The organism is Microbacterium sp. JZ70, from assembly GCF_053903225.1.
The window spans coordinates 911425-929037 of record NZ_CP096405.1 but is presented as its reverse complement, the minus strand read 5'-3'; the positions used below and the strand labels follow the sequence as shown (position 1 = coordinate 929037).

Here is a 17613-nt window from a genome sequence, read left to right as displayed (position 1 = left end):
TCGTCCTCGCCGTGATCCCGCCGCGGATCGGCCGATATGCGGCGCGCTCGTCGGGTCAGACCATGCCAGGGCCGAACCCCGCACGCTCGACGGCGATGCACATGAGAGCGCGGTTCCGTGCGCCGAGCTTCAGCCGCGCCTGCTCGAGATGCGTCTTGACGGTGGCGACGGAGAGGTGGAGCGCGTGAGCGATCTCGCTGTTCGAGGCCCCCTCGGCGACGAGCACCGCGATGTCCTGCTCGCGGCGCGTCAGCGTCTGGAACCGCTCCTGCGCCTCGCGGCGCACGGCGTGATCGCGCCCTCCGGCGAAGCGCGCGATGAGATGGACGGTGCTCCGCGGCGACACGAAGCCCTCTCCCGCGTGGACGGAGCGGACGGCCTCCGCGAAGTGCGCGGTCGCGCTGTCCTTGAGGAGGAATCCCGCTGCGCCGGCCTCGAGCATCCGGAAGACGTAGTCCTCCGAGTCGAAGCTCGTGATCGCGATCACCCTCGTGCTCGGCACCTCGGCCAGGAGCGCGGCCGTGCTCTCCGGGCCCGGCAGACCGGGCATCCGGACGTCCATGAGCACGACGTCCGGCCGCCGCTCGCGTGCGAACGCCACCGCATCGGCCCCGTTGGACACGTCGCCGATCACCTCGATGTCGGCCGCCGCGCCGAGGATCGATCGGAGGCTCTGGCGCACGAGCGCGTCGTCGTCGACGACGAGAACGCGGATGGCCCGAGGGACGTCGGCGGAAGACGGGTCCGAGGCGCTCATGCCTCGAGGATACGGTCGCGCGGCCTCACCCCTCGGGCCACGGGAGCGTCACGTCGACGATGAAGTGGCCGTCGGCCTCGCCGATCCACGCCGTCCCCTGCAGGATCGCGACGCGCTCGCGGATGCCCGCGATGCCGCGGCTCGCCCCCGGCGTGGTGCTGGACGGCGGGATCGGAAGCGGGTTGCTCACGCGGATCCGCGCGCCCGTCGACGGCGAGGCCTCGACGTAGACGCTCACGGGCGCCCCGGGCGCGTGCTTGAGCGCGTTCGTGAGCGACTCCTGGACCACGCGGTAGACCGTGCGATCGAGCGCGGCGCCCGCCGCCTCCGCATCCTCGATGAGCACGAGCGCGTCGACCGTCGCTCCGGACTCGCGGACGCTCCGGATGAGGTGGCCCAGCTGGCGCATCGACGCGAGCGTGGGCGGCGCCTCCGGATGCTCGGTGCGCGGCGCGCTCCGCAGCTCGCCCAGCAGCCCGCGCAGGTCCTCGAGGGACTGGTGCGCCTGCTGGCGGAGCGTGAGAGCGGCCCGCGCGACCGTCGGGTCCTGCGACCGCGATGCCTCCTCGAGGGCACCCGACTGCAGCGAGATGACCGACAGCCGGTGCGCGAGGGCGTCGTGGATGTCCCGCGCGAGCCGCTCGCGCTCGGCCTGCCGGACGACCTCCTCGCCGAGGGCCTCCGCCCGGTCGTGCGCGATGTCCGCCCGCGCCCGCTGCACGTCGCTCTCCCGACGCGAGCGCAGGATGACCGTGGCGCCGAACGTCACGAGGAGCGCGCCGACCGCGATGACGATGACGAACGCGGCGAGCGCCGAGGGATCCGCGCGGCCCGAGTCGCCGGCGAGCCCGCGGGCGAGCACGCCGTCGTCGCCCCAGGTCGAGAGCACCTCGCGCGCGACGAACAGAGCCACGGCGCAGGATGCGCCGATCGCGAGACGGAGGGCACGGGCGCCGTCGAGACGCAGCAGCAGGTGATGCGTCGCGACGAGCAGCAGGAGGTAGTCGACGCCGATCAGCGCGAGAACCGCTCCCGCGATGAGCGGGAGGACGGGATGCGTGCGACGCGCGAACACGGTCGCCCACAGCGCGGTCGTGACGAGCCACAGCACCGTCCCGGCCTGCGTGAGGCGGCCATCCGCCGTCGCGATCGGCACGTTGGCGACCCCGACCGTCTCGACGACGAAGCCGATCACGACGAGCCCGGTGCCCGTGAAGATCCGCCGCATCCGCTCCCAGGCGCGGGACGTCGATGCGTCGGCTGCGGGGGCGGTCTCGGGCATGATCCGAGCGTAGGGGTGGGCGCCGACGCCGGGCGACGTCCGCGCGGCCGAGGATGTCCAGCCGATCGGCTGGCCACGGGCGGCCGGATGGCCGATGTCCGCGGCCCGTGCGCGCCTCGACAGTGGGAGGGTCCCGCCGGGTGACCGGCACCCGCATCGCAGAGATGAGCAGTCATGTCGCACTCCCCTGTCGACCCGTCCAGCCCGCAGCTCCCCGCGCCGCAGCCGTCGACCCCGCCTCCCGCGCCGTTCGGCGCACCGCCCGCGCCGGGCGCCGCGGCCCCCGATCCGCTGTCCGTGCCGTCGAGCACGGGCGAGCCGCGTCCGCCGCGCAACACGGTCGCTCTCGTCGCGCTCGCCCTGGCGGTTGTGGGCGCGGTCTTCGCGGGGATCCCCGGCGCGCTGGTCGTCGGCTGGATCCTCCTGCCGATCGCCTTCATCCTCGCGATCGTGTCGCTCTTCCAGAAGGGCAGGAAGGCGGCGGGCGTCGCGGCGCTCATCGTGTCGGTCGTGGGCACCGTCATCGGCGTCGTCGTCTTCGTGGGGTCCCTCGCGGCCGCCGTGGGCTCCGCCGTCGAGGAGAGCACCTCCACGAGCGTCGCCTCACCGGCCGAGGAGGCCGCGGTCGAGGAGGAGCCCGCCGAGGAGCCCGCCGCCGATGAGCCGGTCGCCGAGCCCGCTCCGGCCGAGGGGACCCGGGAGAATCCCGCCCCGCTCGGCTCCGCCGTCTCGGGAGACGAGTGGACGGTCACCGTGAACAGCGTGACGCTCGGCGCGACGGACGCCGTGCTCGCGGAGAACATGATCAACCAGCCGCCTGCAGAGGGCGAGGAGTACATCCTCGTCGGCGTCACCGCGACCTACACCGGCCAGGACGAGGGCATGGCAGCGGAGGTGCAGATCGAGTACGTCACGCCCGACGGCGTGAGCATCGCCGGCTACGACACGATCGCCGTCGCGCCCGATGCGCTCGACACCCTCGCGACCCTCTACAGCGGCGCGCAGGTGACCGGCAATGTCGTGCTCGCTGTGCCGTCCGCGACCGCCGCGTCGGGCCTCATCGCGGTCACTCCCGGGCTCTTCGCCGACACGGCGTTCGTCGCCGTGCAGTGACGCCGATCACGCGGGTGCGGAGGCCTCCTCCGCACCCGCGATAATGGTCCCGTGAGCGACGCCCTCGAGATCCCCGGCTGGAAGCACGTCTACTCCGGCAAGGTCCGCGACCTGTACGTGCCGGCCGACACACCGGACGGCGAGAGCGCCGAGCGGATGCTCGTGGTCGCAAGCGACCGCGTCAGCGCGTTCGACGTCGTGCTCTCTCCGGGCATCCCCGGCAAGGGCGAGCTCCTCACGACGCTCAGCCTGTGGTGGTTCGACCAGCTCGCGGGAGCGGATGGCGGCGAGCGCGTCCCCAACCACCTCGCATCCGAGGAGATCCCCGCCGAGGTCGCCGGACGCGCGATGATCGTCCGCTCGCTCGACATGCTCCCGGTCGAGTGCGTCGTGCGCGGCTACCTCACCGGATCGGGCTGGGCCGAGTACGTCGAGAGCGGCACGGTGTGCGGCATCCCCCTTCCCGAGGGACTCCAGAACGGCGACCGCCTGCCCGAGCCGATCTACACCCCGGCGTACAAGGCGCCGATGGGCGAGCACGACGAGAACATCTCCTACGCGCAGACCGTCGACCTCGTCGGCGAGGAGCGCGCGGCCGCGCTGCGCGACCGCTCACTCGAGATCTACCGCCGAGCGGCCGCAGCCGCCGAGGCGAAGGGCCTCATCCTCGCCGACACGAAGTTCGAGTTCGGCCTCGACGACGACGGCGTTCTGCGGCTCGCCGACGAGGTGCTCACGAGCGACTCGTCGCGCTACTGGGACGCCGCGTCGTGGAAGACCGGGACGACGCCCGCCGAGCGCATGGCGAGCTTCGACAAGCAGATCGTGCGCGACTGGCTCGCCGCGAACTGGGACAAGCAGGGCGAGCCGCCGTCGCTCCCCGCCGAGATCGTCGAGCGGACGGTCGCGCGCTACCGCGAGCTTCTGGAGCGCATGACCGCCTGACGGCGACCGCCGGCCTCACGCCTCCTCGTCCTCCGGGCGGGGTCGACGCTGCGCGCGCCGTGCCTCTCCCACCGTGAGCGACGCATCGCCCGACGCGGTGTGCCGGGGATTCTCCGGTCCGCGCGGCTGGATGTGCCCGGGGTCGAGCGTGCGCCGCACATCCTCGGCGGTCACGATCGGATGCTGCTCGGTGGCCGTCTCGTACCACTCGGTGAGCGCAGGGTCCTCCGTGTCGATGCCGGCTCCCGCGCCCTCGTCGGCCGCCACCTCGGTCGCGCCGAAGACGAAGTCGTCACCGTGCTCGGCGATGCCGAGACGCACGCCCTGCGCGATCGCGGCCTTCGCGAAGCGCCGACGGAGCATGTACGGGTCGGTGTGCAGCTCCTTCGCCCACGCGATCAGCACGCCGATGACGATGAAGGCGAACGGCAGAGCCGAGACGACCATGATCGACTGCAGGCCCGACAGCGCGGTCTCGCCGCCCGCGAGGAGCAGCGCGAGCGCCGCCGCGCCGAGGAGGAGCCCCCAGGTGAGCGTGACCCACGTCGACGGCTCGGGCTTTCCGCGCTGGCTCATCGAGCCCATGACGATCGCGGCCGAATCGGCCGACGTGACGAAGAAGAGCACGATGGACACCATCGCGACCACCGACAGGACGACCCCGAACGGCATCTCGTCGAGCACCGCGAAGAGGATGGCCTCGGGCGCGCCGGCCTCGCTGATCCCGCGTCCGGCCTCCTCGAGCCACATCGTCGTGCCGCCGAGGATGCCGAACCAGATGGCGCACACGGCCGACGGCACGACGATGACGACCGTGACGAACTCCCGCAGGGTGCGGCCGCGCGAGATCTTCGCGATGAACATGCCCACGAAGGGCGTCCACGAGATCCACCAGGCCCAGTAGTAGTTCGTCCACGTCGAGACGAACTCTCCGGCGGCCTCACCCTGGGCGGCGCTGCGCATGAGCATCGTCCAGAGGTCCTCGAGGAACGCCGACAGGCTCGCGGGGATGATGTTCAGCAGGAAGAGCGTGGGTCCGACGACGAAGATGATCACCGCGATGACGAACGCGAGCACCATGTTGATGTTCGACAGCGCCCGGATCCCGCGTTTGATGCCGGACACCGCCGACGCGACGAACGCCGCCGTCAGCACCGTCACGATGATGATGAGGCCCGCATTGCCGAAGGGCCCGGCGCCCGTGACGTACTCGACGCCGCTCGCGATCTGCAGCGCGCCCATCCCGAGCGTGACGCCCGTGCCGAAGAGCGTGACGATGATCGCGAAGACGTCGATGATCGCGCCGGCCCATCCTTCGGTGCGCTGGCCGAAGATCGGATGGAAGATCGCGGAGATGAGCGGCGGGCGCCCGCGCCGGTACGCGGCGTACGCGATGGCGCCGCCGACGAGCGCGTAGAAGGCCCACGCCATCGGCCCCCAGTGGAGGAGCGACTGCGCGAGCGCGTCATGCATGGCATCGCGGCTGCCGGGCTCCGAGTCGAAGCCGTACGGCACGTCGGTGAAGTAGCCGAGGGGCTCCGCGGGGCCCCAGAAGAGCAGGCCGATGCCCATCCCGGCGGAGAAGAGCATCGCGATCCAGGAGACCGTCGAGAACTCCGGCTCCTCCTCATCCGACCCGAGGCGCACGCCGCCCGTCCGCCCGTAGCCGACGACGAGCATGAAGACGATCGTGACGACCGCGAGCAGCGAGAACAGCCATCCGAAGTTCGTCGTCACCCAGCTCAGCGATGCCGCACCGACCTCGCTGATGCTCTCGGGCGCGAGGAAGCCCCACAGCACCACCGCGAACACGAGCACGCCCGCGATGCCGAACACCGCCCAGTTCGTGGTGAACGATCTCCCGGTGTCCTCCACCCCGATGCCGGGGATGAGGGCGGGGTGGGTCACCTCCCGGAGGACCCTCTTCCTGCTCTCCCTACCGGCCTCGCTCCTGCGCGCGGCACCTGCCGCACCGGTATTCTGGGTCATGTCTCCCCCAAGCCGTCGTCGCCCCGCGGGGCTCCCTGCGTTCCGTATGCGTCCGTCCGTATGCTGCGCTTCACGATAGCGACGACGGCCCGATCGCACAGGGGCACGCGCGGCGCCCGCACCGCCCGCGCGCGCGAGGCGCTAGCGTTTCAGAGGCCGCATCCGGCCATCCGCTCCTCCCGCGCCGGCCATCCGCATCGGCGCGCGCTCCCGCCTCCCGAAGGAGAACCATGCCCCTGTGGACCGTGCACGGCGACGGACGCACCGTCGCCCCTGGCGCCGTCGTCGCGCCGACCGAGCGGCTGTCGTGGCCCGCCACGCTCGCGATGGGCGTGCAGCACGTCGTCGCGATGTTCGGCGCGACGTTCCTCGTGCCCTCGCTCACCGGCTTCCCCGTGTCGACCACGCTGCTCTTCAGCGGTCTCGGGACGCTGCTGTTCCTCGTCGTCACGAAGAACCAGCTGCCGAGCTACCTCGGCTCGTCCTTCGCGTTCATCGCCCCCATCACGGCCGCCGTCGCGGCCGGCGGCACCGGCTCGGCGCTCGCGGGCGTCGTCGCGGTCGGCCTGCTGCTCGCGCTCGTCGGCGTCGTCGTCCAGGTGGCCGGACTCGGGTGGGTCGACGCGCTCATGCCGCCCGTCGTCGCCGGGGCGATCGTCGCGCTCATCGGGTTCAACCTCGCGCCGACCGCGTGGACCAACTTCCAGGCCGACGGCGCGACCGCGACGATCACGCTTGTCGCGGTCATCCTCTTCTCGGTGCTGTTCCGCGGCTTCCTCGGTCGCATCTCGATCTTCCTCGGTGTCGTCGTCGGATACGTCTACGCGGCGTTCACGGGCTCGTTCGACATCCCGAATCCGCTGCGCGGGGACCGGACTCCGGCCGAGCTCATCGCGGATGCGCCGTGGATCGGGCTCCCTGAGTTCCACCTGCCCGATTTCGTCTCGCCCGGCACCTGGACGACGATCGCCATGTTCCTGCCCGTCGTGCTCGTGCTCGTCGCCGAGAACGTCGGGCACGTGCGCGGCGTCGCGACGATGACGGACGCGTCCGTCAACCGGCACACCGGGCGCGCGCTCATCGCCGACGGCGCCGCGACCATGCTCGCGGGCGGCTTCGGCGGCTCGGGCACGACGACGTACGGGGAGAACATCGGCGTCATGGCCGCGACGCGCGTGTACTCGACGGCCGTGTACTGGATCGCCGGCGGCTTCGCGATCCTGCTCGCCTTCTCGCCGAAGATCGGCGAGGTCTTCAACTCGATCCCCGCCGGAGTGCTGGGCGGCGCCACGACCGCGCTGTACGGGCTCATCGGCATCATCGGCATCAAGATCTGGGTCGACAACCGCGTGGACTTCTCGCGCCCCGTCAACCAGTACACGGCGGCCGTCGCGCTCGTCATCGCGATCGCGGGCTTCAGCCTGGATGCGGGGGCGTTCTCGTTCGGCGGCATCGTGCTCGGCACGGTCGCCGCGCTCGCGATCTACCACCTGGGCAACCTCATCGCCCGCGCGCGGCGCACGGGCGCCGACGACGGCGGCCCGATCCCCGCCGTCGGCCCGCTCGGCGGCGACCCCCTCGACGGCGACGCCCCCGGTGAGACTAGCGGCGGTGGTCACCCGCTCGGTGAGACTAGCGGCGGTGGTCGAGACTAGTGCTCCCGGCACCGGGCTCGGCGACGGGCGCTAGTCTCACAGGCAGATGAGTCAGGGCGACGAGAGGCGGTTCGCCGCGTGGGCGCGTGAGCTGCGCGACGTGCACGCGCGCCTGCGCAAGGCGCTTCAGGTCACGCGCGAGGCCCTCGCGTCCGACGAGCGGATGGCCGAGGCGGCTTCGCGGGAGCTGCTGCTGTTCTGCCACGGATTCTGCGCGGCGCTCACGGCGCACCATGTCGCCGAGGACCGGACGCTGTTCCCCGCGGTCGTGAGCGCGCACCCCGAACTGCGCGACACCATCCGCAAGCTCGAGCAGGACCACTCGATGATCGCGCACCTCCTCGGCGGGCTGCAGCAGGCCGTCGACGGCGGCAGCTCGCCGGACGAGCTGCTCCGTCACCTCGAGGGCGTCTCCGCGATCATGGAGTCGCACTTTCGCTTCGAGGAACGACAGCTGCTCGTCGTGCTCGACGCGCTCGACCTCGACGCGACGACCGAGGAGGCGCTCGGGCCGTTCTGAGGCCGAGTGCGTCGGGGGTCGAGCTCACGGGAGGTCGCGAGTACCCTCCGCCGTATGGTCTCCCCCGACGTCCTCGCGTGGCTGCTCGACACGGATCCCGCCCTCCGCTGGCAGGTGGAGCGCGACCTCGCGGGCGCGCCGGAGGACGTGTGGCGGGCGACGCGCGCTCGCGTCGCGCGGGAGGGCTTCGCAGCGAGGCTCCTCGCCCTCCAGGATGAGGATGGCCAGTGGGCGGGCGGCGCCTTCTTCCCGCGCGGGTTCGACGGCTCGGAGGACGGGCAGCCCTGGACCGCGACGACCTGGACCCTGAACGCGCTGCGCGAGTGGGGCGTCGACGCCCGCACCCTCGAGGGGACAGCGGAGAGGCTCGCCGCGCACAGTCGCTGGGAGTACGACGACCTGCCGTACTGGGGCGGCGAGGTCGACTGCTGCATCAACGCCTGGACGCTCGCGAACGGCGCCTGGCTCGGCGTCGACGTCGCCGCGAACGCCGCGTGGTTCGTCGACCATCGGCTGTCGGACGGCGGATGGAACTGCGAGTGGGTGGAGGGGTCGACGCGCTCCTCGTTCCACTCGACGCTCAACAGCCTCAAGGGCCTCCTGGCATACGAGAGGACGACCGAAGGGACCGACGCGTCACGCGCGGCGCGGCGCGGCGGGGAGGAGTACCTCCTGGAGCGCCGTCTGTATCGCCGTCTCTCCACGGGCGAGCCCGTCGCGGAATGGACGACGGCCTTCGCATACCCGCAGCGCTGGCGCTACAGCGTGCTCAATGCGCTCGACTACTTCCGCGAGGCCTCCCTCGCGACCGGTGCGTCGCCCGACCCCCGGCTCTCCGAGGCGGTGGAGCTGGTCCGCGCCGCGCGCCAGCCGGACGGCACCTGGCTGCAGGCATTCCGCGAGCCGGGTCGCGTGTGGTTCCACGTCGACGTCGAACCCGGGCTGCCCTCCCCCTGGGTGACGTTCCTCGCCCTGCGCGTGCTCTCCTGGTGGGACGACACGGCGTGACGCTCACTCGTGCCGCCAGCGCACCATCCAGCTCTCGGGCGGTGCGACGGGCTCCCAGCCGCTGCGGGCGTAGAGCGCGTGCGCGTCCTTCGTGAAGAGCAGCGTCCGTCTGAGGCCCAGGGCGTCGGCCGCATCGGCGATGCCCTCGACGAGGCCCTTCCCGATGCCCTCGCCGCGCACGGCCGGGTCGACGATCACGTCGGCGAGCCACCCGAAGGTCACCCCGTCCGTGACGAGGCGCGCGAACGCCACCTGGCGGCCTCCGGCCCGGCGGTAGACCCCGAAGCAGCGTGAGCCCGCGTTCGCCGCGTCCTGCTGTGCGCGCGTGCGGCCGACGGCCCAGTACGCGTGGGTGCTCAGCATCTCGTGCACCCACGCCGCATCGATCCGGGTGGCGTCGGCGGAGAACTCGTACAGCGCGTCGTCCATCGTCCCAGTCTGGCAAGGCGTCCGCAGCGGGTTCCCGGTCCGATCGCACACCGGTGGCCCGATCGGGGCCACACTGGTGTCATGTCCACGTTCGACGATGTGCGGACGATCGCCCTCGCCCTCCCCCGCACGGAGGAGCGCGAGGGCGGATGGCACATGGGCCCGAGCTGGCGGATCATCGGCGGCACGATGTTCGCGTGGTCGCGACCGGTGCGGGGGCGCGACCTCGAGTGGATGCGCGCGCAGGGCGACGAGCCGGGTGACGCGGTGCTCGGGGTCCGCGTCGACGGCGAGGAGGGCAAGCGCGAGGTGCTCGCCGCGAACCCGCGGGCCGCCTTCACGATCCCGCACTTCGACGGCTATCCCGCGGTGCTCCTGCGCCTTCCGGAGACGCCGGTCGACCTGCTGCGCGAGCTCGTCGTCGAGTCGTGGCTGCTCCGCGCGCCGAAGCGGATCGCGCGGGACTGGCTCGAGGAGAACGGCATGATGGAGCGATGAGCGGGCTGCACCACGTCGAGATCTGGGTCGCGGACGCCGCCGACGCGCGCGAGGAGTGGACCTGGCTGCTCGAGCGGCTCGGATGGCTGCTGGACGCCGCGTGGGACGGCGGCTTCACCTTCGTGTCCGACGGCGCCTACCTCACCTTCACCGAGTCGCCCAACCTCGTGGGGCACCTCCACGACCGACGTCGCCCCGGGCTCAACCATCTCGCCTTCGAGGGCGGCACGAAGGAGGAGGTCGACGCCGTGATCGCGGCCGCGCCCGCGCACCGGTGGACGCCCCTGTACTCGGAGCGGTACCCGCACGCGGGCGGCCCCGACCACTACGCCGGCTGGATCGAGGGGCCGGGCGGCTTCAAGGCCGAGATCGTCGCGACCGCGTGAGGCTCAGGCCTCGCCGCGCTCGCGCTTGCGGCGGAGGATCTCGGCGCGCAGCCGCTCCTCCTCGGCCTCGCGCTCGAGGTCGGCGAGCTGCTGCTCCGTCGTGCGCGTGTCCACGGGGCGCACGGGCGCGGCCTGAGGCTGCTCGGCCGCGGGTCGCGTGAAGAGCGCGGGGCGCGCGACGCGCTCGGGGTACTCGCGGCCGATCGCCCACCACAGGGCGCCGCCGAGCAGGGGGATGAGGATCGCGATGATCACCCATCCGAACTTCGGGAGGTGCTTCACCTGCCCCTCCTCGCGCGTGATGATGTCGATCAGCGTGACGACCGAGAAGGCCAGGACGAGGAGCGAGAAGAGCATGGGCACGCTCTCACGCTAGCGAGCACCCTCCGCCTCCGTCGAGGGCGAGCCGGCGACCTCGAGCCGCATGAGCACGCGCGGGATGCCGCCGGACACGGAGTCGGTGTCGGCGACCTTGCGGAAGCCGGCCCGTTCGAACAGCGACCGGAAGCCGACGAAGGCCATCGTCAGATCGACCTTCCGGTCGCCGTTGTCGACGGGATACCCCTCGATCGCCGCGGCGCCGCGTTCGATCGCGAACGCCACGGCGCCGTCGAGCAGCGGCGGCAGGATGCCGCGGCCGCGGTGCCCAGGGCGCACCCTCAGGCACCAGATGGACCACGGCTCGGGGCCCTCGACGTGCGGGATCCTCGTGCTCCGCGCGAACTGCGTGTGCGCACGGGGAGCGACCCCCGCCCATCCGACCGGTTCGCCGTCGTCATACGCGACGACGCCTGGCGGCAGGTCGGATGCGCACATCTCGGCCACGAAGGCACCGCGCTCGGGGCCGTGCAGCGCGCTGTTGACCTTCGAGGGCAGGCGGTGGCTCAGGCACCAGCACACGCTCGCATCGGGGCGCTTCGGGCCCAGCAGCACCTTGACGTCGTCGAAGACGGTCGCGGGGCGCACCTCGATGTCCATGTCGACAGCATCCCGCGCACCGCCGACATCCGACAGCCCTACGCGCTGTCGCGCACGACGAGGTCGGCGGGCAGGATGGTCACGCGCGGCGGCGACTGCCCGGCGAGCCGCGCCAGGAGGATGTCGGCCATCGCCTCGCCCTGCTCGAGCGACGGCTGGCGGATGGTCGTGAGCGCGGGGGCGACGCTCGTCGCGACGGGCGAGTCGTCGAACCCGATGATCGCGATGTCGTCGGGGACGCGCCTGCCCGCCGTGGCGAGCACCTCGAGCGCGCCGCGCGCCATGAGGTCGCTCGCGACGAAGAGGGCGTCGGGCCACTCGGCCTCGCCCCGGTCGACGCTCTCGATGATGCGGCGCATCGCGGCCGCGCCGCCGACCGAGGTGAAGTCGCCGTCGACGACCGGCCCCGCCTCGATCCCGGCCTCCGCGAGCGCGTCGCGGAAGCCCGTGAGCCGGTCCACGCCGGCCGGCATGTCGGGTGGGCCGCTGATCGTGCCGATGCGGCGGTGCCCTCGGCTCAGCAGGTACTCGGTGGCCACGCGGCCGCCCGCGACGTTGTCGACGTCGACGAAGTAGTCGTCGACGCGCTCGCGCGCGGGGCGCCCGCCGAACACGACGGGAACCGAGGCCGAGATCCGGTCGATGTACGTGTCGCTCGTGTGGTGCGAGACGACGAGCGCGCCGTCGACGTTGCCGCCCGCGAGGAACGTCGTCGCCTTGTCGCCCGGATCGTCCGAGGCGATGATGAGGTTCAGCATGTGATCCGACCGCGACAGGCGGTTGCTGATCCCGGTGACGATCGCCGCGAAGAACGGGTCGCCGAAGAAGCGGGTCGTGTCCTCGGGCACGACGAGCGCGATGACATGCGTCAGCCGGCTCGCGAGCGAGCGCGCCGCGCGATTCGGCACGTAGTTGAGCTCGGCGATCGCGCGGCGCACGGCCTCCAGTGCCTCGGGGCTCACCCGCTCCCCGCCGTTGACGACGCGCGAGACGGTCGAGCGCGACACCCCCGCGCGCGCGGCGACCTGCTCCAGCGTCGCCGGGACGCGCCCCGCGTCGGCATCCGCGCTCATCGGGAGGCTCCTTCTGTCTTCAGGACATCTTCTCGCGACCGGGCCCCGCCGCGCACCCCCGCCATCCGGGCACCCCGCGGGAGGCGCCGCGCTCCGCAGCACGGCGCCTCCCTGCGCGGGTCAGACGGCGCGATCGGCGATGATGCGCGCGTAGGCGCGGCCGGATGCCTTCACCGTGCGCTGCTGCGTCTCGTAGTCGACGTGCACGATGCCGAAGCGCTTCGCGTAGCCCCACGCCCACTCGTAGTTGTCCATGAGCGACCAGTAGAAGTAGCCGCACACATCCACGCCCTCGTCGAGCGCCGCGCCCACCGCCTCGACGTGGTCGCGCACGAACGCGACGCGCTGCGCGTCGTCGATGCGGCCATCCGCGATGGCGTCGTCGCCCGCCGCGCCGTTCTCGGTGACGTAGAGGGGCACGCCGGCCGCGCTCGCGTACTCGTCCGAGACGCGCTGCAGGAGCCGCGTGAGCCCGGCCGGGTCGATCTCCCAGCCCATGTTCGTCCGCTCGTACCCGCGCTCGTGCCAGTGGATCCCCTCGTGCGACGGGAAGGCGGGCTCGATGTGCCGATCGGTGGGCGCGTCGCCGCCCGGAACGGGCGTCGACGACGGCCGCCCCGACACGTACTCCCCGTGGTAGTAGTTCACGCCGAGGAACTCGAGGGGCGTCGAGATCGTCGCCAGGTCGCCGTCGCGCACGGCCGCCTGGAACTCGTCGACCGCGGCCGCGTCGACCGCGCGGATGTCCTCGACGATGTCGCCGGGATAGGTCGCGTGGAAGACGGGCTCGAGGAACCATCGGTTGAACTGGCCGTCGATGCGCCGTGCGGCGTCGAGGTCGGCCGGATCCGAGGGGTCCACCGGCTCGGCGTTCGTGAGGTTGAGCGTGATGCCGAGCTCCTGCGCACCGCGATCCCGCAGCTCCTGCACGGCGCGCCCGTGCGAGAGCAGGAGGTGGTGCGACGCGAGCAGGCCGTCGCGGACGCTCTGCCGGCCGGGGGCGTGAGCGCCGGCCGTGTACGACAGGAACGACGAGCACCACGGCTCGTTGAAGGTCGTCCAGTGCGTGACCCGGTCGCCGAGCGCCTCGTGCATCGTGATCGCGTACTCGACGAAGCGGTCGACGGTGTCGCGAGCCGTCCATCCGCCCTTCTCCTCGAGCGCCTGCGGCATGTCCCAGTGATAGAGCGTGAGCCACGGCAGGATGCCGGCTTCGAGCAGCTCGTCGACGAGGCGGCTGTAGAAGTCGATGCCGCGGGCGTTGGGCGCCCCGCCGTCGGGGCGCACGCGCGACCACGACGTCGAGAACCGGTAGGCCTGCAGGCCCAGGTCCTTCATGAGCGCGACGTCATCGCGGTAGCGGTGGTAGTGGTCGCACGCGACGTCGCCGTTGTCGGCGTCGATCACGGCTCCCGGCACGCGTGCGAACGCGTCCCAGATCGATGCGGTGCGTCCGTCCTCGAACGCCGCGCCCTCGATCTGATAGGCCGCCGTGGCCGCGCCGAAGAGGAAGTGGTCCGGAAAGGTTCGGGTCATGAAGGACATCATCCCTTCACCGCGCCGGCCATGATGCCGCTGACGAGCTGCTTGCCGGCCACCGCGAACAGCAGCAGCAGCGGAAGCGTCGCCAGCACGACCCCCGCGAGCACGATCGAGTAGTCGACGAAGTAGTTCGACTGCAGCAGGGAGAGCGCCACGGGCAGCGTCGGGTTCTGCCGGTCGAGCACGATGAACGGCCAGAAGAAGTTGTTCCACGCCGTGACGAACGTGAAGAGGAACAGCATCGCGGCGGCGGGCCGCGCGGCCGTGACCCCGACCGTCCAGAAGGTGCGGATCATCGACGCGCCGTCCATCCGAGCGGCCTCGATGAGCTCGTCGGGCACCGCCTGCTGGAGGTACTGCGTCATCCAGAACACGCCGAACGCGCTCGTCAGAGCGGGCACGACGATCGCGCCGATCTGCCCCGTCCATCCGATCTCGCTGAAGAGGATGTAGAGCGGCACGACGCCCAGCTGCTGCGGCACCGCCATCGTCGCGACGACGAACGACAGGAGCACCTTGCCGCCGCGGAAGCGCAGCTTCGCGAATGCCCATCCGGCGAGCGTCGAGAACACGACGACGCTCACGGCGATGACCGTCGAGCTCCAGAGCGAGTTCCACAGCGCGAGCCAGAAGTTCACGGCGGGATCGTTCATCACGCTCAGCGCGTTGGCGATGAAGTTGCCCCCGGGAATCCACGACCGCGCGGGGTCGCGGAGCGTCGTGGAGTCGCCCGATCCGATGAGGAACGAGAAGTACAGCGGGAAGAGGCTCGCGACGAGGACCACGGCGAGTCCGGCGTAGACCCAGAAGCCCGGCCGGGCGCCGCGGATGCGCACCGTGCGGGACCGGCGCGGTGCCTCCTTGAGGACGAGTGCGGACGTGGCGGTCATCGGCGGGCCTCCGCTCGCTTCAGGGCTCGACGCTCGCGTCGCGACAGCTGCCGCCCGCGCGTCCCCTCGTCGCGCACGAGCGACCGGGTGATGAGCAGGTTGATGAGGCCGATGGCCAGGATGATGAGGAAGAGGATCCAGGCCATCGCGGCTGCGCGCCCGAAGTTCCACTCGCCCCACCCGATGTCGTACAGGTACAGCGTGATCGTGAGCCACTGCTGGGCCGAGCCTCCGCGCCCGAACTGGTCGAACATCCGCGGCTCGTCGAAGATCTGCAGGCCGCCGATCGTCGAGGTGATGATCACGAAGATGAGCGTCGGCTTGAGCGACGGGAGCGTGATGCTCCAGAACTGCCGGAACGCGTTCGCCCCGTCGACCGTCGCCGCCTCGTAGTAGTCGCGCGGGATGGCCTGCATCGCCGCGAGCAGGATGAGCGCGTTGTACCCCGTCCAGCGGTAGTTCACCATCGTGGCGATCGCGACGTGGCTCCAGAACGGCTCGACGTGCCACGGGATCGCACCGATCCCCACGAGCGACAGGAAGCCGTTGATCGCTCCGGACTTGTCCGCGAAGAGCGCGTTGAAGATGAGGCCCACCGCGACGGGTGCGACGACATAGGGCAGGAGGGCGCTCATCCGCCAGAACGTCCGCGCGCGGATGTGGCGGTCGAGCATCGCCGCGATGAACATCGCGAGGATGAGCTGCGGCACGCTCGAGAGCAGGAAGATGCTGAAGGTGTTGCCGAGCGCCGTCCAGAACTTCGGCTGCGTGAGGATCCACGCGTACTGGTCGAAGCCGATGAACTCGCCCGATCGGCGCACCTGGTCCCAGTCCATGAACGAGATGACGCCCGTGTAGATGATCGGGAAGAGGCCGACGATCGCGAAGAGCACGAAGAACGGCGAGATGTAGAGGTACGGCGAGAGCTTGAGGTCCCAGCGGCTGAGGCGCTGGGAGAAGGACAGCACGCGGATGGGCCGATCCGGCGGCGGCGCGTCGGCGCGCGTCGGGCGAGTGGCGGTGACGGTCACGGAGGTTCCCTCGGAAGGAGCGGGCGGATGGTCGGGGCTGGCGGTCGCCTGCCCCCGACGCGGGCGGATGGCCGGGGCCGGCCGCCCGCGTCGGGGAGACGGAGGGGCGTCAGAACGCCGAGACCTCCTCGACCCACGTGTCCCAGCTCGTGTCGGCGTCCTCGATGCCGTCGAACACGCGGGTGACCGCGTTCTGCAGCGCGTCGTGGAACTGGAAGTACTTCGGTCCCTTCACGGGCGAGACCTCGACGGCCTCGGCGCGCGCGATGCCGATCTCGCCGGTCGGCGCGTCGTTGAAGTACGGGTTCGAGAAGCCGGTGAGCTCGGCGTCCTCGTACGCCTCGGGCTGGCTCGGGAACGTGCCGGCGTTCACGAACGCCTTGACCTGCGTCTCGGGCGACGTCAGCCAGTCGGCCAGCTCCTGCGCGGCCGCGACGTTCTCGCCGTTCGCCGGGATCACGAGGTACGAACCGCCCCAGTTGCCGCCGCCGCCCGGGAAGACGTCGGCGATGTCCCAGCCCTCGATGTCGGGCGCCTCACCCGAGATGATGCCGTGCATCCAGCCCGGGCAGAGCATCGCGGCGAACTCGCCGTTGGCCATCGACGCGTACCAGTCCTCGCTCCACTGGCCCGCGTAGGCCGAGATCGGCACGGCCTTCTCGACGACCGTCTCGTACGCCTCCTGGACGTCGGGGTTCTCGGTGGCGACGACGGTGCCGTCGGCCTCCTCGTAGGTGACCTCAATCTGGTTCATGAGGCCCTGCAGCACCGAGTTCGCGGAGTCGATGAACGGCTTGCCCGTCTTGTCGACATACTCCTGGCCCACGGCGAAGAAGTCGTCCCAGGTCGTGAAGAGGCCCGCGACCTCGGCCCGATCGGTCGGCAGGCCCGCTGCCTCGAAGAGGTCGGACCGGTAGCAGACCGCCTGCGGGCCGATGTCGGTGCCGTACGCGACGAGGTTGCCGTCGGCGTCGGTCGCCGCGGCCTCCTTCCAGTCGAGCCAGCGGCCCTTGAGGTCCTCGGGCACCGGCGCGAGGAGGTCGGCGTACTCCATCATCTCGGCGAACCAGTCGACCTCGACCGCCTCGATGTCGGCGAGGCCCGTGTTCCCGAGCTTCTGGAAGAAGTTGGCGCGGGCGTCGTTCGACGTCGCCGCCTTGTTGTGGACGATCGTGACGTTCGGGTGCTCGTCCATGTACTCCTGGAGGAGCTCGTCCGTGTAGCCGAAGTCGTTGAAGGTCGAGATCGAGATCTCGACGGGAGCGTCGGGATCGGCGGCGTCGGCGCCCTGCGACGAGCCGGAGCAGCCCGCGAGGGCGAGACCGCCGATGGCGAGGGCGCTGACCGCGGCGGCTCCGCGGCGGAAGGCACGAGTGTTCACTGTCACTCCTTTGTGGTGGGTGTGGGATCTGTCGTGAGAGCGCTCCCACGACATGCTCCCGGACTCTATGGGAGCGCTCTCACATCCGTCAAGTCGATATTTCGACGGCGGAGGTCGAAATTTCGATGCGAGGGTG

18 protein-coding genes are annotated in these 17613 nt (G+C 71.3%); 7 read left to right on the top strand and 11 right to left on the bottom strand.

What is annotated here, in order from left to right; genetic code table 11:
* Nucleotides 1–55: 55 nt before the first annotated feature.
* Both M1D46_RS04155 and M1D46_RS04150 read right to left on the bottom strand, forming a co-directional pair.
* The gene (locus tag M1D46_RS04155) at nucleotides 56–757 is read right to left on the bottom strand and encodes a response regulator transcription factor (protein ID WP_456286708.1); all 702 of its coding nucleotides are present in this window, start codon (nucleotides 755–757) and stop codon (nucleotides 56–58) included.
* Nucleotides 758–782: 25 nt separating this feature from the next.
* On the bottom strand, nucleotides 783–2039 hold the full coding sequence (locus M1D46_RS04150) for a sensor histidine kinase (RefSeq protein ID WP_456286707.1): 1257 nt from the start codon (nucleotides 2037–2039) through the stop codon (nucleotides 783–785).
* A gap of 174 nt (nucleotides 2040–2213) precedes the next feature.
* Here M1D46_RS04150 and M1D46_RS04145 point away from each other — a divergent pair, with 174 nt between their 5' ends.
* Both M1D46_RS04145 and M1D46_RS04140 read left to right on the top strand, forming a co-directional pair.
* Nucleotides 2214–3152 carry a hypothetical protein gene (locus tag M1D46_RS04145; RefSeq protein WP_456286706.1) on the top strand — a complete coding sequence of 313 codons (939 nt, stop codon included), beginning with the start codon at nucleotides 2214–2216 and terminating at the stop codon, nucleotides 3150–3152.
* A 51-nt stretch (nucleotides 3153–3203) separates the two neighbouring features.
* Nucleotides 3204–4097 (top strand): phosphoribosylaminoimidazolesuccinocarboxamide synthase, encoded by an 894-nt coding sequence (locus M1D46_RS04140; RefSeq protein ID WP_271173463.1) that lies wholly within the window; start codon nucleotides 3204–3206, stop codon nucleotides 4095–4097.
* Nucleotides 4098–4112: 15 nt separating this feature from the next.
* Here M1D46_RS04140 and M1D46_RS04135 read toward each other — a convergent pair whose 3' ends face one another.
* A complete protein-coding gene (locus tag M1D46_RS04135; protein WP_456286705.1) occupies nucleotides 4113–6005 on the bottom strand; it encodes a BCCT family transporter in 1893 nt (630 codons plus the stop codon).
* Between the two features lie 311 nt (nucleotides 6006–6316).
* On the opposite strand from M1D46_RS04135, the gene M1D46_RS04130 reads away from it, so the two are divergent.
* From M1D46_RS04130 to M1D46_RS04120, 3 genes are read left to right on the top strand one after another with little or no spacing between them, the layout of a single operon-like run.
* Nucleotides 6317–7741 (top strand): uracil-xanthine permease family protein, encoded by a 1425-nt coding sequence (locus tag M1D46_RS04130; protein ID WP_456286704.1) that lies wholly within the window; start codon nucleotides 6317–6319, stop codon nucleotides 7739–7741.
* 46 nt (nucleotides 7742–7787) lie between these two features.
* Nucleotides 7788–8261 (top strand): hemerythrin domain-containing protein, encoded by a 474-nt coding sequence (locus tag M1D46_RS04125; RefSeq protein WP_324012881.1) that lies wholly within the window; start codon nucleotides 7788–7790, stop codon nucleotides 8259–8261.
* A 54-nt stretch (nucleotides 8262–8315) separates the two neighbouring features.
* Nucleotides 8316–9269 carry a squalene cyclase gene (locus M1D46_RS04120; RefSeq protein ID WP_456286703.1) on the top strand — a complete coding sequence of 318 codons (954 nt, stop codon included), beginning with the start codon at nucleotides 8316–8318 and terminating at the stop codon, nucleotides 9267–9269.
* A 3-nt stretch (nucleotides 9270–9272) separates the two neighbouring features.
* Here the strand turns inward: M1D46_RS04120 and M1D46_RS04115 are convergent, their stop codons facing one another.
* The gene (locus M1D46_RS04115; protein WP_456286702.1) at nucleotides 9273–9698 is read right to left on the bottom strand and encodes a GNAT family N-acetyltransferase; all 426 of its coding nucleotides are present in this window, start codon (nucleotides 9696–9698) and stop codon (nucleotides 9273–9275) included.
* A gap of 81 nt (nucleotides 9699–9779) precedes the next feature.
* On the opposite strand from M1D46_RS04115, the gene M1D46_RS04110 reads away from it, so the two are divergent.
* Together M1D46_RS04110 and M1D46_RS04105 are read left to right on the top strand one after the other, a co-directional pair.
* Nucleotides 9780–10196 carry an MmcQ/YjbR family DNA-binding protein gene (locus tag M1D46_RS04110; protein ID WP_324012884.1) on the top strand — a complete coding sequence of 139 codons (417 nt, stop codon included), beginning with the start codon at nucleotides 9780–9782 and terminating at the stop codon, nucleotides 10194–10196.
* Nucleotides 10193–10582 carry a VOC family protein gene (locus tag M1D46_RS04105; RefSeq protein ID WP_324012886.1) on the top strand — a complete coding sequence of 130 codons (390 nt, stop codon included), beginning with the start codon at nucleotides 10193–10195 and terminating at the stop codon, nucleotides 10580–10582. The genes M1D46_RS04110 and M1D46_RS04105 overlap by 4 nt, the downstream gene beginning before the upstream one ends.
* A gap of 3 nt (nucleotides 10583–10585) precedes the next feature.
* Here M1D46_RS04105 and M1D46_RS04100 read toward each other — a convergent pair whose 3' ends face one another.
* The 7 genes from M1D46_RS04100 to M1D46_RS04070 all read right to left on the bottom strand — a co-directional run bounded on the left by M1D46_RS04100 (nucleotide 10586) and on the right by M1D46_RS04070 (nucleotide 17477).
* Complete coding sequence (locus tag M1D46_RS04100) at nucleotides 10586–10939, bottom strand: PLD nuclease N-terminal domain-containing protein (protein ID WP_456287150.1); 354 nt, start codon at nucleotides 10937–10939, stop codon at nucleotides 10586–10588.
* A gap of 15 nt (nucleotides 10940–10954) precedes the next feature.
* Complete coding sequence (locus tag M1D46_RS04095) at nucleotides 10955–11560, bottom strand: GNAT family N-acetyltransferase (RefSeq protein ID WP_282979297.1); 606 nt, start codon at nucleotides 11558–11560, stop codon at nucleotides 10955–10957.
* Nucleotides 11561–11598: 38 nt separating this feature from the next.
* Nucleotides 11599–12633, bottom strand: coding sequence for a LacI family DNA-binding transcriptional regulator (locus M1D46_RS04090; RefSeq protein ID WP_456286701.1), 1035 nt, complete (start codon nucleotides 12631–12633; stop codon nucleotides 11599–11601).
* Between the two features lie 120 nt (nucleotides 12634–12753).
* The gene (locus tag M1D46_RS04085) at nucleotides 12754–14169 is read right to left on the bottom strand and encodes a GH1 family beta-glucosidase (RefSeq protein WP_456286700.1); all 1416 of its coding nucleotides are present in this window, start codon (nucleotides 14167–14169) and stop codon (nucleotides 12754–12756) included.
* A gap of 8 nt (nucleotides 14170–14177) precedes the next feature.
* A complete protein-coding gene (locus M1D46_RS04080; protein WP_271173453.1) occupies nucleotides 14178–15065 on the bottom strand; it encodes a carbohydrate ABC transporter permease in 888 nt (295 codons plus the stop codon).
* Entirely contained in the window at nucleotides 15062–16096 is a 1035-nt protein-coding gene (locus M1D46_RS04075; RefSeq protein WP_324012892.1) for a carbohydrate ABC transporter permease, read from the bottom strand. Before M1D46_RS04075 ends, M1D46_RS04080 begins: the two co-directional genes overlap by 4 nt.
* Before the next feature lie 109 nt (nucleotides 16097–16205).
* Nucleotides 16206–17477, bottom strand: a complete 1272-nt coding sequence (locus M1D46_RS04070) for an ABC transporter substrate-binding protein (protein ID WP_271173451.1) — start codon at nucleotides 17475–17477, stop codon at nucleotides 16206–16208.
* Nucleotides 17478–17613: the final 136 nt, after the last annotated feature.